The following is a 15089-nucleotide window of genomic DNA, read 5'->3' as shown; positions in this document are numbered from 1 at the left end:
TCCGATGTTGTTGTAACACAATCGCAGAGAAAAAAATGAAGTAGTGAATATAGAAGTTGAAAAGTTTAATAATAAATTCATTATAGTATATGGAGGAGGGGGAAAGAGTCGCTTTGCTTAGATATTCAGAGCTGTCAGCCTGTTGGAGAAATCCAAAATCCTTTTCTATAGTGATAATTTATAAAAGATGATTCAATCGATAAGCTGTCCAAAAAAGGAGATTTCATAATGACTGAGCCAAATTATCCTGAGTCTTTGCTAACACCTGAAGAATTAAAAGCTGGACGCGATCGCATTGCCGCCGCTAATATTAACAACGTCCTACATCACTGTCGTAAATGTGATTATGAATGGGTTGCCTCCCATGCCGAGGCATGTCGATGCGGCTCCAAAAGTGTCGAACGGATTATGTGCTGGCAATTTCCCGACGATTAGAAGGCGATCGCCTATAGGATAGCTGTAATTCTGTCATAATGAAAATTGGGATCTGCAATACCTAGCAGCAAGAGGCAAATATTCTTTATGAACGCCCTAACTATAAGCCTAGAGCCAATATTTGAACTGACCGAAGAAAAGTTTTTTCAACTCTGCCAAAAAAATCGCGATTTAAGATTCGAGCGTAGCGCTCAAGGAGATATTACGATCATGGCTCCAGAAGGTAGCGATACAAGTATGCGTAGCATCGAGCTTAGTGCAGACTTGGTAATTTGGAATCGTCGCAAAAAGTTAGGTGTAGCATTTGGTTCTTCTGGAGGTTTTATCTTGCCTAATGGTGCAATGCGATCGCCTGATGCTTGTTGGATATTACAAGAAAGATGGGATGTGCTGACTCCAGAGCAGCAATCTAAATTTGCACCAATTTGTCCAGACTTTGTAATCGAGTTAATGTCGAGAACTGATAGCTTGCCCACCGTGCAAGCCAAAATGCAAGAATATCAAGACAACGGTGCAAGACTCGGTTGGCTGATCAATCGTCGCGATCGCCAAGTAGAAATTTACCGCATTGGACAACCTGTGGAAATTCTCCAATCACCAATTTCGCTCTCTGGTGAAACCGTATTACCCGAATTTGTTCTAGATTTAGCCTCTATTTGGTAAGTAAGTTGTTGGAATTAAATGTAGGATGGGTTAGCGATAGCGTAACCCATCATTGATGACTAATGGATTCGTTACATTGCACTAACGCATCCTGTAAAAATTAAGCCTTCCTACTAAAAAGCTAAATTTTGTTATAAGGATGATGCAAGGTAACGCCTGACTCGGCATCAAAGCCATAGAGCTTATTTAGATCTAAGCGCCAGAAACTGCGATCGCCAATTTGCCAATGATGTTCTAAACCAATATCCGCTGAGACTCGCGCTCTTAATTCGCTATCTTGCAGTTTCAATAGCACAATTGTTTCTGAGCCAAGAGCTTCCACTAGTTCTACAGTTCCTTCAATATGTGCCATATCAGCCGTTGTAGGTTGCAAATCTTCGGGACGAAATCCCAATGTAAATGGACGATCGCAACCAATTTCATTAATTGAGAACTTGTTAATAGAAATGGTCTTGAGCAGACTTTCTCCTTGCAAACATCCATTAGCATCAACTTTTACGGACAGAAAATTCATCGGTGGAGAACCCATAAATCCAGCCACAAATTGATTTGCGGGTTTGCGATAGATATTCAGAGGTGTATCTACTTGCTGAATATCTCCCTTATTTAAAACCACAATCCGATCGCCCATAGTCATCGCTTCAACTTGATCATGGGTTACATAAATCGTCGTAACCTGCAATTGCTTTTGTAACTGGACAATTTGCGATCGCGTATCACTGCGTAACTGAGCATCGAGATTGGATAGCGGCTCATCCATTAGAAAAACTTGGGGATTTCTGGCGATCGCCCGACCTAGTGCAACCCTCTGTTTTTGTCCGCCCGATAATTCTTTGGGTTTGCGATCAAGTAAATGAGAGATTTGCAAAGACTTAGCAACCTCCTGCACCCTCTGATCAATTTCTGCGCGTTGTTTTTTAGGCAGAGGCACAAACCATGCAGCTAATTGGCGCGATCGCTGTCGCCTCAAACCAAAAGCAATATTGTTATATACAGTCATGTGCGGATAAAGCGCATAACTTTGAAAAACCATCGCGATATCACGTACCTTGGGCGGCAAATGATTAATTTGGCGATCGCCCAAATATATAGACCCGTCGGTCACCTCCTCCAATCCTGCAATCAGCCGTAACAAAGTACTTTTGCCACAGCCCGATGGCCCCACCAATACCATAAACTCCCGATCTTGTACTTCTAGATCAATCTCTCGAAGAACTATATTTTGTCCAAATTTCTTGGTAATGCCACACAAACGAACGGGAGCCATCGCAAAACATCCTAAAAATTAGCCTGAACGATTTTATCTCGAAATCCCCTCAGTAAAAGAACCCATTTGTTGTGGTGCGGCTTCGCCGCGCCACAACAAATGGCTTCTTTATTAGTTTATTAAGGAATGTTACTTTGTTTCCAATAGATGAGACTACGCATACCTCGATCTTTTATGTTCTACATGTCTTGTAAATCAAACAAGCGAACAACGTTTTAATAAGATAACCAATTTTTTTAAGGAGAGCGAAATGCTTGACGCTTTTTCTAGAGCTGTAGTTTCAGCCGATGCTAGCACCTCTGTAGTAGGTGATATTAATGCTCTTAAGGCATTCGTAGCTAGCGGCAACCGTCGTTTGGATGCTGTAAATGCGATCGCCAGCAATGCAAGTTGCATGGTTTCCGATGCAGCAGCAGGTATGATTTGCGAAAACCAAGGCTTGATTCAAGCTGGTGGCAACTGCTACCCTAACCGCCGCATGGCAGCTTGCTTGCGTGACGCTGAAATTATCCTACGTTATGTCACCTACGCTTTGTTGGCTGGTGATTCTTCCGTATTGGATGATCGTTGCTTGAACGGTTTGAAAGAAACCTACTCTGCTTTGGGCGTACCTACAACCTCTACAGTACGTGCTGTCCAAATCATGAAGGCACAAGCAGTTGCTCACATTCAAGACAATCCTAGCGAAGCTCGCGCAGGTGCTAAGCTCCGCAAGATGGGAACTCCTGTTGTTGAAGATCGTTGCGCTAGCTTGGTTGCTGAAGCTTCCAGCTACTTCGATCGCGTAATTGCAGCTCTTAGCTAATTGATTGCTGATTGCAATTTACTGATTGAGACTTGCTCAGCCCGACTAAAACTAAGCTCACTAGTATAAAAAGAATCCAGTTTGGAGATTTAATAAATGAAATCCGTTGTTACTACCGTCATCGCCTCTGCTGATGCAGCAGGTCGTTTCCCTAGCACCTCTGACTTAGAATCAGTACAAGGTTCTATCCAACGTGCAGCAGCACGTTTGGAAGCTGCTGAAAAGCTAGCTGCTAACCTTGATAACGTAGCTACTGAAGCTTACAATGCTTGTATCAAGAAGTATCCCTACTTGAACAATGCTGGTGAAGCAAACTCCACCGATACCTTCAAGTCCAAGTGTGCTCGCGACATCAAGCACTACTTGCGTTTGATTCAGTACAGCCTTGTTGTTGGTGGTACAGGGCCTTTGGACGAATGGGGTATTGCAGGTCAACGCGAAGTATATCGTGCATTGAGCTTGCCTACCGCTCCTTACGTAGAAGCTTTGAGCTATGCTCGTAACCGTGGTTGCACACCTCGTGACATGTCAGCACAAGCATTGACTGAGTACAATGCATTGCTCGACTATGCAATCAACTCACTCTCCTAATCAATTGATTTGATAAGGGCAGAGCTAAGCGCTGCTCTTGAGAAAAAAGAAGAGGAAGTACTTAGTGCTTCCTCTTCTTTTTTGGTGTTGCTAGTTAATGCTAATCCACAAAAATGTTGTCACACTTTTGTGGATTAAAAGCCAAACCCAGTAAGGGTTTTAAAAGTACAAAATGGCTACACCACTTTGTACTTTGGTATAGGTTGGTTAGCGATTGATATAATTTTAAGATTATGGATAAACGCTTTAATAGTTTTTTTAATTTGACAGAAGATCACGCGATCGCCCTTTTAGATACACCTCAAGATCAAATAGGTGAGGAGGATTCTCGCTATATTGCTGCTTCACATTTAATAAATTTCTCAACGGATAAATCGATTGCTGCTCTTAGTAGAGCTATTCAACAAAAAGACGATGCGATGGATAATCGGATTGTGCGGCGAAAATCTGTTGAAACATTAGGAAGACTGCGAGCATCACAAGCGTTACCTGTGATTCGTGAATGTTTAAGTGAGCCTGATTGTTTTTTAGTAGAAAATGCCGTTTGGGCGATCGGTGAAATTGGCACTGATGACTTACGGATATTAGAAGAAGTCGCACAGTTGTTAGATAGATCGGGACAATCCTATCGCGCTATTATTCAGACTTTAGCCAAACTAGATTACAAACCAGCATTAGATCGGATTCGCAAATTTACAACTGAAAGTGATCTGTCTTTAGCTAGCGCTGCCATCACAGCAGTTTGTCGTTTGACTAAAGACTATTCGCAAATGGAGAAAGTGGTCGATCTATTGCATAACGCTAGTGTGATTGCCAGACGCTTATCAATTCAAGATTTGATTGATGCAAATTATCACGCGGCGATTCCTGATATTTCGACTTGTCCAGTATCCCTAGTATTTCGATTGCGCGGAATTAGAATGTTAGGCGAAGAAGGGATTAAAGCGGGCGCGATCGCCTTCTCCGATATGCAACCTTATTTAGAAAAGTCCTTACGCGACCATCCAGAAGATTTGATTTTGGTGCATAGTTACGATACTTTGCCTGAGCTTTCTTTTTTACTACGAGAGTTGTACGAGACAGATTTTGGACGTTGCTATCTTGCCATCAAGACAATCTTAGAAAGCTATGCTGATAAAGCTCCTGAAGCACTTTTTGGAACATATGCAGAAGAGGCTCACAATGACTATGGTGCGCACTTCCATGTGATGAAACTTTTCGGCTGGCTGAAATATGCTCCCGCTTATGATTTATTGCTGACTGCTTTGCACAATAAGCAACCACAGTTCCAAAAATCACGCGCTGCCGCCGCAATCGCCCTTGCTGAAATCGGTGATGAAAGAGCCATCCCCGAGATCAAAGCCTGCCTAAATACACCCATCTGGGATCTCAAATATGCTGCCCTGATGGCATTAGAAAAATTTGGCGATCGCAGCGCCTACAAAATACTAGCCAACGATAGCGACCTATTAATTCGCGAAAAAAACAAAACCAAGAGACATTAATGACGGCGCTTTGCGCCGCCATTAATGTCTCTTGGTTTACCTTTTACCTTTTACCTTGATTAACCCATGTCAACTGAAACTCTATTTCAACAACTCAAACATCCCAATCCTAATCTTCGCAATCAAGCGATGTGGGAACTTGCTGAAAACTATGATGAAGCAATCATCGCCAAGTTAATGAGCATCCTTGATGAGCAAGATACGACCTATCGGCGAGCAGCCGTCAAAACCCTAGGCGAAATTGGTCATGCGACCGTGACTCAATTGGTTGAAGCGATGCTCAATAGTGAAAATGTGACGGTACGAGGCAGTGCTGCGAAGGCGATCGCGCAAGTGGTGATTTGCCATCCTGAGCAGCCATTGTCCTCAGAAGGCGTTCAAGGTTTAAAAACAGCGTTGCAAGATCCTAATCCTGTCGTTAATATTGCGGCGGTAATGGCGATGGGCGAGATCGGTGAGCCTGTTGTGGATATTTTGATTGAGGCTTTGACGGAGACCGATAATCCTGCTTTGGCGGTTTCTCTAGTCAATGCGATCGCTACAATTGGAGATAGCCGTGGCATTGACGTGTTACAAGCAATTATTAATGATGAGTCGGCGGATTCCTATGTGAGAGAGACTGCAACTAGCGCATTCTCTAGGCTAGAGATGATGGCAGGTTTTAAGAGAGGACAAGCTTAGGTTAATATGCTAGCAGTCTTTTTTGAAGGAAAATCTCCCGAATACCATGTCAGATCCCAAAGTTAGCGCCGCCGTAGCCAGCCTCTATAATACTTATCCTTTTCCTCCAGAGCCAATCTTGGATGAACCACCACCAGGGTATAACTGGCGATGGAATTGGCAAGCGGCTTATAGCTTTTGTACTGGGCAAAAGCCTGCAAAAGATAATATTCGGATTCTTGATGCTGGTTGTGGATCGGGAGTTAGTACAGAATATTTAGTCCACCTGAATCCTGAAGCCACCGTCGTGGGAATTGATCTCAGCGAAGGAACTCTTGCCGTTGCCAAGGAACGTTGCAAAAGATCGGGAGCAACTAGAGTAGAATTCCATCATCTCAGCTTATTTGATGCCGATCAACTCGAAGGCGAATTTGATTTAATCAACTCAGTGGGAGTACTACACCATACATCCGATCCCATTCGAGGAATCCAAGCTTTGGCAAATAAGCTGGCTCCTGGAGGACTGTTGCATATCTTTGTCTATGGCGAATTAGGTCGATGGGAAATCAGACTAATGCAAGAAGCGATCGCTCTATTGCAAGGTGACAAACGTGGAGATTATGTCGATGGTGTAAAAATTGGACGAGAGCTATTTGCGAATCTTCCTGAGACTAATGCTCTAAGTCGTCGTGAGAAAGAACGATGGTCAATGGAAAACGCTCAGGATGCTTGTTTTGCCGATATGTATGTGCATCCCCAAGAAATTGATTACAACGTTAATACGCTGTTTGAATTAATTGATGCATCGGGTTTGGAGTTTCTCGGTTTTTCAAATCCTCATGTGTGGGATTTAGATCGCTTAATTGGGAAAGTTCCAAACTTAATTGAGCGATCGCAGCATCTCTCTGAACGTCAGCGCTACAGACTCATTGAAGTGCTCGATCCCCAGACGATTTCCCATTATGAGTTCTTTTTGGCACGTCCTCCAATTCCTAAGCAAACTTGGAAAGTTGATGCAGATTTACTAGCGGCAGTTCCTGAACCTAGTCCCTGTATCTATGGCTGGAAAGATAGCCCTAACTTCTTTGACTATAATTATCAACTTGCGAAAATTGGTGATGCTGCGTGGAAGTTCTTGCGAGCTTGTGACGAAAACCAAACTAAACAGCAAACTGTTGCTCAGATCTTACAGTCTGTAGATGCAAGTTTAGAAGATGTGCGATCGCTTCAAAAACAACAAGTTATTCTTTTGAATAAAATCTAATCAGTATCTCAAAAATTATTACGCTCGCTATGCGGGCGCAACACTTTTTGGCATTTATCTCAGCGTAAATCGCTGTAATACTAAATTCTCAAAATGGCAACGCCATTTTGAGAATTGGGATAAGATACAAACTAGTCCCTATTTAGCAGTCTTTCTCCATGCCATCTCGTTCCGCGAATTCGTCGCTTATAAATAAGTACTGGCAAAAGTTCTCACCTTGGCTAGAATCCTGTGCGATCGCTGCTTGGGGAATCACGCTGCTGAAGCTATGGCTAGCAGGGCAGCTATATCTCTTAGTCCATCCCAACTACATTCCCCTAACTGTAATTGCAGGTATAGGACTAACTGTTGTTGGAATAGCTGAGGCTTGGCGCGTAACTAAGCGGCGACGAGGCTATACCAATAATCAGCAACATGTGACATTGATCAAGCCATCCTTGAGCAGTAGCTTACTTTTGATAGTAGCGATCGCATCTTTATGCATCAATCCTCGCCCTTTCACCAGCGAAAAAGCAATTCATCGTGGCGTAATTGACAATATTGCCGATGCCAGAACTATTCCCAAATCATTTCGAGCTAGTAATCGTCCTGAAGAGCGGACTCTCGTAGAATGGGTGCGTACAATCAGTGCTTATCCTGAACCTGATGCCTATAAAGGGCAAAAGGTAAAACTCACAGGCTTTGTTGTCCATGCCCCAGATCAGCCAGACAATATGTTTCTGATTACGCGGTTTGTGATTACCTGTTGTGCTGCTGATGTATATCCTGTCAGCTTGCCAGTCAAGATTACCGAAAGTCGTTCCAGCTATCCACCTGATCGCTGGTTACAAATAGAAGGTCAAGCCGATGTGGAAACATCCAGCGGTAAGCGCCAAGTTGTGATCGTCGCGAGTAATATCACTGCGATCGCTGAGCCGAAAAACCCATACGATTACTAAGTAATACCAAAACACAAAGTGGCTACGCCACTTTGTGTTTTTAAAATCCTTACAGGGTTTGCTTTTTAATTCACAGAAGTGTTGTCACACTTTTGTGAATTGGTATAACTAGACAGAAGAACGCTTAAACATCAAAAGAGCAAAGCTCCCATGTAGCTGGCGCTTTGCTCTTTTGATGTTTAGTTCTTAACAATTAGATAACATCAGCAAACGTTCGCTCCATTTTGCGAAAATACCAAATACCACTCCAAAGAAACAAGAAAACAAGTACCAAAGATAGAATAAAGCCAGGTAAATACAGACTAAATTCGCCACCTAAAATAGCCCAACGGAAACCATCAATCACACCTACTATTGGATTGATGGAATAGAGTAAACGCCATTGCTGGGGCACAATACTGCTACTAAAACCAACTGGCGAAATATACAGCCCAAATTGGATAATAAAAGGTACAACAAACCGAAAGTCTCGATACTGCACAGTCAGCGCCGCCAACCATAAACCTACACCCATAGAAGCCGCAAAGGCTATTAGGATAAAAATCGGCAAAGTCAAAATGCGCCAATCAGGGACAAAACTATAATATGCCATTAATCCCAACAGAATCATCCCTGAAATCAAGAAATCCACAAAACTCACAATCACAGCACTAGTCGGCACAATCAATCGCGGAAAGTACACCTTAGAAATCAAATTTGCATTTCCAACTAAGCTGTTGCTGCATTCACCCAATGCATTAGAAAAAAACTGCCAAGGCAACATTCCTGCAAAAACAAGAATTGGATAGGGTACTCCCTGATCAGGTAATTTAGCTAATTGTCCAAAAACTACAGTGAACACAACCATAGTCAGAAATGGTCTAATCAGAGCCCAAGTAATCCCGATCGCTGTTTGCTTGTAGCGCACTAAAATATCGCGCCATGCTAAAAAATAGAATAGTTCTCGATAGCGCCACAAATCCTTCCAATACTGCTTCTCAGTTCGTCCAGCTTCAATCACTAGTTCCTTTGTGGAAGCAACATTTTGCTCTTTCATACATTTAACTTTTACTTGTGATCATCCTTGAGCAGAAGAATTTTGCATCTGGTGGTATTTCCATAATGCCCCTTTTCTTTCAATTAGTTCTTGATATTTCCCTTGCTCAACTATTCTGCCTTTCTCCAGCACAACAACCTTATCTGCTCGAACTATGGTCGAAAGACGATGGGCGATCGCAATTACAGTACATCCTTTGGATAGATGATCGAGCGATTCTTGAATCAATCGTTCTGTCACAGAATCAAGCGCACTTGTTGCTTCATCTAAAATTAAAATATCTGGCTTACGGAGTAACGCACGGGCGATCGCAATTCTTTGACATTGACCACCTGACAACCGCACACCGCGATCGCCTAGTACAGTGTCAAAACCTTGCGGCATATCTAAAATAAAATCAAGAGCATTGGCTTGCTCAGCCACCCGTACCACAAGATCTTCATCAATGTCATCGACTCCATAGGCAATGTTATAGCGCACTGAAGCATTGAAAATAAATGTACTTTGACTGACGATTGCCATTCGGCGGCGCAATGAGTTAATTTTAATATCCTTTAAATCAATGCCATCTATAAAAATTTCCCCATTGGTCGGATCATATAATCTGGGAATTAGATCTGCTAAGGTTGTCTTCCCAGCCCCAGAAGTTCCCACCAAAGCGGTTGTTTGCCCCCTTTTAATTGACAAATTGATATCATGTAATACAGGATTGTCAAAGGCATTATAACTAAAGTCAACAGAAACGAAATCAATTGAATTCTCAAGATGTGTAAACTCTAATTCTCCATCCTTGAGATAAATCTTATCTTCTGTTGTCAAAATTTCTTTGATCTTGGCGATCGAGCCGCCATAGCTTCCTAGTTCAACTCTCAATCCATTTACTTGTTCAATTAGAGGCATCATTCTAAATAGAACGAACATAAAAGTAAGTAAAGAAGCGGTCTGCAATTGACCACTCACGACAAAAATATTAAAGGCAAAAACAATCACACAGATTAAAATCGTTGTAGAAATAGCCTCGGCTAGAGGACGAATAATATCTACTGCTTTATTCAGTTTATATAATGCTTTTTTGACTTTTTCGGAAACATTATAAAAGCGAACCCTCTCAAAATCTTGTGTAGATGATGTCTGGATTGTTCGCATTGCGCTAATTAACTCAATGCCTGAAGATGTAAAATCTGCCCCAGCCTGAGATACTGGAAAACTTGCTTCTCTTACCCGTACCACAAAGCTGGATATCATTACTGAGAGCATTCCAAAAAGCGTTAGAGATACAATCGAGAGCTGCCAAGATATCAAAAACATAGCAACAATATAAACGAGCAGGGTTGACCCTCTAATTGCAAATGCAGATGCAGAACCAAATCCTCTCTGAATAGTGGCAATCTCGTTATTTAGGCTGTTTACTAAATCACCCGATCTCGTTTGAGAATAGTATCCAAGACTTAAACTAATTAATTGCTCAAACATCGACTTCCGCATTCGGTCGGCAAAGGATGCGTCGGTTAATTTGGCATAAACTGGACCCAAATATGCAAAAAGCGATCTTAGCCAAGACAAAAAGATTACTAAAAAACCAAGACGTGAGAGTCGATCACTTGTGTTAGATTGATTGCCAAGCGCCCATAAATTTAGCCAATCAATTCCCAACTTGACTGATGGTTTATCAGGGCTAGTTAAAACTTGGAGAAAAGCATTTATCACAGCAAGTGCTGCGCCTTCAAAAAATGCACCTAGAAATGAGAATACAATCGCAAGAACTGCTACGCCCCAAAAATACTTAAATTCTCGTAGAAAAACATGGTTTTCTTTCCAAAATGAAGTAACCTTAATTAGGCTTCGTAAGGATGCGAAGACATTCTGCATATGATGTTACTTGAGAAATAGATAATTAATCTTAAACCCTATTAAAGCATTGTGCTGATCTGTCTATTAGCAGCTTAAACGCAGATTTTACAAATAAGTCCCTTTTTTCAATAGCATTGAAAGTATAGTTACAAGATATGTTTGATTAGTTTTATATTAGACATCATGTTAATGGAATTGATTAAAATTAATTGCTAGAACTGACGTAAAAATCGTGAGTCACTTGTAAATAGACGGCGGATATCGTCTATTTTATGTAAAACCATAGCAACTCGATCTACTCCAAATCCCCAAGCAAAGCCAGTGACTAGTTCAGGATCGTAGCCCACAGCCTTGAAAACGTTGGGATCAACCATACCACAGCCGCCAAGTTCGAGCCATCGTCCATTCCACATCACATCGACTTCAGCAGATGGCTCAGTGAAAGGGAAGTAGCTAGGACGGAAGCGAATTGGGCATTCACCGAGTAATTCTTCGACAAAGGTTTTGACTGTACCTTTAAGATCCCCAAATGTTAACCCTTCTTCGACAGCTAAAAGCTCGATCTGATGGAAAATTGGTGAGTGGGTAGCATCGATATCATCTTTGCGATAAACACGTCCAGGACAAGCGATTCTTAAAGGGGGATCGTTCTCTTCCATATAGCGAATTTGCACTGAAGAAGTTTGCGATCGCAGTAATTTACCATCGCTTAAATACAAGGTATCTGCCATGTCACGGGCTGGATGATCGGCAGGGGTGTTTAGGGCTTCAAAGTTATAATAATCGGTCTCAATCTCTGGCCCTTGAGCAACGGTAAATCCCAACCCCACCAAAATATCCAACATACGGTCAATTGTGCTTTGGATTGGGTGTTGTCTACCTTGATATGAATGCAGTATTCCTGGCATTGTCACATCAAGAGTTTCTGCTTCCAAACGCTTGGCGATTAATAATTGCTGGATTGTAGTTTTGCGTTCTTCTAGCTGTGTTTGTAATGTTTGCTTAACCTGATTGGCGATCGCGCCAACTTGAGGACGTTCTTCAGCTGATAATTTACCCATCGCTCCAAGTATCTGAGAAAGTGTACCTTTCTTACCTAAATACTCAACTCTTAACTGCTCTAATTCTTCGGGAGTTTGCACATCTCCAACTGATTTTGTAGCGAGTTCTGCTAGAGATTGCAATTGAGCGGTTAAGCCCTCTAAGTCCGTTGCCATCAACGCTTCCTATTTGTTTATGAAGAATCTTTTCTGTCATAACTTTAGCAGAAAAAATACAAACTCTGTGGTGATTACTAAATTTCCTCGGTATGGATTAAATATAGCTAGTCAAAAAACGACAGAGAGTTGAGGCGCAAAGCGCCTCAACTCTCTGTCGTTTTTACGATTAAACCTTATCTTTTGGCACTAGCTAAGAATGCCATTGGATCAATCGCACTGCCACCGTTTGGACGGATTTCAAAGTGTAGGTGAGGACCAGTACTAAAACCAGTACTTCCCATTGCACCAATGGTTTGACCTTGGCTAACGGTTTGACCTTCTTTGACATAGAGTTCATTCATGTGAGCATATCTGGTGATTGTGCCATCAGCATGACGAATATCGATCATATTGCCATAGCCACCATCATTCCAAGTAGCATACTCAATTACGCCTGATGCTGCTGCCAAAATTGGCGTGCCAACAGGTGCGGCAATGTCAATACCTGCATGAATTCTGCCCCAACGCCATCCGTATCCAGAGGTAAATACACCATCGGCGGGCCAGATAAACCCAGTCGATAATCCATAGTCTTGGACATCAGGTAAGTAAGCACTAGCTGTCAGTTGTGGCAACTGTGGAGAAATGCCTGAGCGATCACCTGGATTTGCGATCGCACTACGATTACTATCGAAATTGCGATCGGGATTAGGTGAGGCATTTAAATTTGCTGCGGCAATCTTAGCCATTTCAGCTTTACGAGATGCTTCCTTGATTTCAGCATCACGGACTTTTTTGTTAAGTTGATCCACTTCCGACTCCAAAAGCTTCACTTCAAGAGAAGTGACCCTTGCTTCAGACTCAGGTAATAGCGCAACTTGATTGGGCTGTGCTATGCTTCCTCCCTGTTGCTCAACAGAAGCTGAAGCAGGCACTTTCGGTGCGAGATTAGCTGCTAGCCTTGCAGGAATCTGAACGTTTGGCTCAGAAGCAGGTTGGGAGATGGCAGATATTGGCTCGGAGTTAGAGTTATTGCTTTGCTCGATCGCTTGATTTGCGGGAATAGTCGGAGTCGAGATTGCGGCTACTGGCGTAGGCTTTGTAACTGGCTCGGCGGCTGGTTGATTTAATGTTTCCGCAGGAGTATTACCCACATTGACTCTTTGTTCCTTTATCAGGGCTGTAGGAATCTGTGGTATCGATAACGCTGCTGCAACTCTAGGTGAGAATTGGATCTTTGGTTCAGCTACTGGCTGAGCAAAGTTGGCTTCGATGGGAATTGAGCGATTGTTATTGAACTGCTCAGATGCGCTTGCTGCAGGAATCGATGGTGTTGCGATCGATCTGGCTGGCAAATTAAGTGCCGTTGAAGACATCGCAGGACTTTTCTTGTTATTAGGCGCACCTAATTCTCCCAATAGCTGATTGGGCGCAAAAGGGAAAAGCGCAACTGCAACCTTAATTGCTGGCTCACCAGCGACAGGTAAGCTTGGTTGGATAGCCGTTGCTTTAGTTTGCAAGCTATTTGACTGCTCTTGAGCAGGAGCAATTGGCAGATTAGCAGAAGCCTCTGTTCCAGTTAGCTGCATTAAGCCGTCCCAAGGAGAAACGCGATTAGCTGCTGCAATTTTTACTGCATCTTTGGGCAAAACCATCGGTGTTGCCGCAGTAACTCTAACTGCTTCTACTCTAGTGGGCTCTAATCTAGTAGTCTCAGACAAAGATGCTACAGGTGATGGAATCTGCTTGATTGGCTTTTCATTTACAGATGCAACTGTCTGGGTTGAAGGTAGGTTGCGCTCTTGAGGAAGCTTTAACTCTTGATTAAGCTCTAACCATTGAGGGTTTTCTAGCTTATTTGCTTCAATAATTGATTTTTGAGTAATCCCATAGCGACGTGCAACTGTCTCGATTGTGTCGCCATTCTGAACTCGGTAGGAAGTATACTTTGGTTGCTTAGCGATCGCATTCTCAGCCAATGTTGGCTTGGAACTGTTGCTAGCTAGGGTCGCTACAGCTTTTTTACCTTCTAATTCCTGCAAGCGCTGCATTAAGCGCTCTTTTTCTGCCACTAATTGTCTCTTTACATGACCTTCTTTAACTTGCATTAAAGTCGATACATTTCCTGGAATTACTAGAGACTGGTCGATAGCCAAAAAGTCGCCAGAACTTAAAGACGTATACTTAATAATTTCGCTCTTAGGAACGTTGTAGTAGCTGGAGATAGCTTCTAGAGTGTCTCCCGATTTAACCTTGTGAACTAACCCGTTCACAGGTGGAATTACTAGCTTTGTGCCTGGCTGCAACTCAGTATTTGCACTGATGTTATTTGAAGCTGCGATCGCAGCTGCATCAACTTGATAGACTTGGGTTAATTTCCATAAGGTCTCATCTTCTCGAACCTCATGGACAATAACGCCTTGGGAGTTGTCCCATATACCTGAGGCGATCGCAGTTCTTGCCATTTCATATTTGCGATCCTGATTTTGCGCCATTACATCAGTCAGGGTTTGCGATGAAGCCGCAACAGGCAAAGCCTTCAGATTATTATTCGCTGTTTGTTGGTTGACCAACACCCCCACGGTTCCAGCAGATAGCGCGAATCCTAAAACTGCAAGCGAACGACGCACCTTCAAAGAGGACATCTTGTCGCTTAATGTCAGGGAAACATTAGGCTTTAGATCCTCGTCTTTGGAAGATATCTTTTTCAAAAAACTGCCTCCTCTTAACTAGCTTTGCTCCTGATAAATCAAGTGTGAGAATAAAGCGAGTTAAATAATTTAAACCTATTAAAATAAGTAAATCATTAACCCAGCTTAAGGAGCAATTACAGATCATAAGTTACCTTGCTTTTTTCCTTAAAACAAGTTCATGA

The 15089-nt window shown here is 42.5% G+C and carries 13 protein-coding genes; 8 read left to right on the top strand and 5 right to left on the bottom strand.

The features are described 5' to 3' along the window. Positions 1 to 228 precede the first annotated feature (228 nt). The gene (locus tag CQ839_RS17560) at positions 229 to 435 is read left to right on the top strand and encodes a hypothetical protein (RefSeq protein ID WP_103669592.1); all 207 of its coding nucleotides are present in this window, start codon (positions 229 to 231) and stop codon (positions 433 to 435) included. Positions 436 to 522: 87 nt separating this feature from the next. Continuing rightward, on the top strand, positions 523 to 1098 hold the full coding sequence (locus CQ839_RS17555) for a Uma2 family endonuclease (protein WP_103669591.1): 576 nt from the start codon (positions 523 to 525) through the stop codon (positions 1096 to 1098). Between the two features lie 121 nt (positions 1099 to 1219). Here CQ839_RS17555 and CQ839_RS17550 read toward each other — a convergent pair whose 3' ends face one another. Next, the gene (locus CQ839_RS17550; protein WP_103669590.1) at positions 1220 to 2365 is read right to left on the bottom strand and encodes an ABC transporter ATP-binding protein; all 1146 of its coding nucleotides are present in this window, start codon (positions 2363 to 2365) and stop codon (positions 1220 to 1222) included. Positions 2366 to 2615: 250 nt separating this feature from the next. Here CQ839_RS17550 and cpeB point away from each other — a divergent pair, with 250 nt between their 5' ends. The 6 genes from cpeB (at position 2616) to CQ839_RS17520 (ending at position 8128) form a co-directional block, all read left to right on the top strand. Next, the gene (cpeB, locus tag CQ839_RS17545; RefSeq protein ID WP_103669589.1) at positions 2616 to 3170 is read left to right on the top strand and encodes a C-phycoerythrin subunit beta; all 555 of its coding nucleotides are present in this window, start codon (positions 2616 to 2618) and stop codon (positions 3168 to 3170) included. Positions 3171 to 3266: 96 nt separating this feature from the next. Continuing rightward, positions 3267 to 3761 carry a C-phycoerythrin subunit alpha gene (gene cpeA, locus CQ839_RS17540; RefSeq protein WP_103669588.1) on the top strand — a complete coding sequence of 165 codons (495 nt, stop codon included), beginning with the start codon at positions 3267 to 3269 and terminating at the stop codon, positions 3759 to 3761. 233 nt (positions 3762 to 3994) lie between these two features. Next, positions 3995 to 5266, top strand: coding sequence for a HEAT repeat domain-containing protein (locus CQ839_RS17535; protein WP_103669587.1), 1272 nt, complete (start codon positions 3995 to 3997; stop codon positions 5264 to 5266). 66 nt (positions 5267 to 5332) lie between these two features. Then, entirely contained in the window at positions 5333 to 5947 is a 615-nt protein-coding gene (locus tag CQ839_RS17530; RefSeq protein ID WP_103669586.1) for a HEAT repeat domain-containing protein, read from the top strand. A 46-nt stretch (positions 5948 to 5993) separates the two neighbouring features. Then, a complete protein-coding gene (locus CQ839_RS17525) occupies positions 5994 to 7190 on the top strand; it encodes a bifunctional 2-polyprenyl-6-hydroxyphenol methylase/3-demethylubiquinol 3-O-methyltransferase UbiG (RefSeq protein ID WP_103669585.1) in 1197 nt (398 codons plus the stop codon). Between the two features lie 158 nt (positions 7191 to 7348). Then, positions 7349 to 8128, top strand: coding sequence for a TIGR03943 family putative permease subunit (locus CQ839_RS17520; protein ID WP_103669584.1), 780 nt, complete (start codon positions 7349 to 7351; stop codon positions 8126 to 8128). Positions 8129 to 8321: 193 nt separating this feature from the next. Here the strand turns inward: CQ839_RS17520 and CQ839_RS17515 are convergent, their stop codons facing one another. The 4 genes from CQ839_RS17515 to CQ839_RS17500 form a co-directional block, all read right to left on the bottom strand. Then, entirely contained in the window at positions 8322 to 9164 is an 843-nt protein-coding gene (locus CQ839_RS17515) for an ABC transporter permease (protein WP_103669583.1), read from the bottom strand. A gap of 21 nt (positions 9165 to 9185) precedes the next feature. After that, on the bottom strand, positions 9186 to 11033 hold the full coding sequence (gene hepA, locus CQ839_RS17510) for a heterocyst formation ABC transporter subunit HepA (protein WP_103669582.1): 1848 nt from the start codon (positions 11031 to 11033) through the stop codon (positions 9186 to 9188). Between the two features lie 194 nt (positions 11034 to 11227). After that, a complete protein-coding gene (pheS, locus tag CQ839_RS17505) occupies positions 11228 to 12232 on the bottom strand; it encodes a phenylalanine--tRNA ligase subunit alpha (protein WP_103669581.1) in 1005 nt (334 codons plus the stop codon). A gap of 176 nt (positions 12233 to 12408) precedes the next feature. Beyond that, positions 12409 to 14925 (bottom strand): peptidoglycan DD-metalloendopeptidase family protein, encoded by a 2517-nt coding sequence (locus CQ839_RS17500; RefSeq protein ID WP_146048758.1) that lies wholly within the window; start codon positions 14923 to 14925, stop codon positions 12409 to 12411. Between the last annotated feature and the right edge of the window lie 164 nt (positions 14926 to 15089).

It is taken from the genome of Pseudanabaena sp. BC1403, from assembly GCF_002914585.1.
In the GTDB taxonomy this organism is placed as follows: domain Bacteria; phylum Cyanobacteriota; class Cyanobacteriia; order Pseudanabaenales; family Pseudanabaenaceae; genus Pseudanabaena.
The sequence above is the reverse complement of the archived record's forward strand: the minus strand, read 5'-3'. Positions and strand labels throughout refer to the sequence as shown.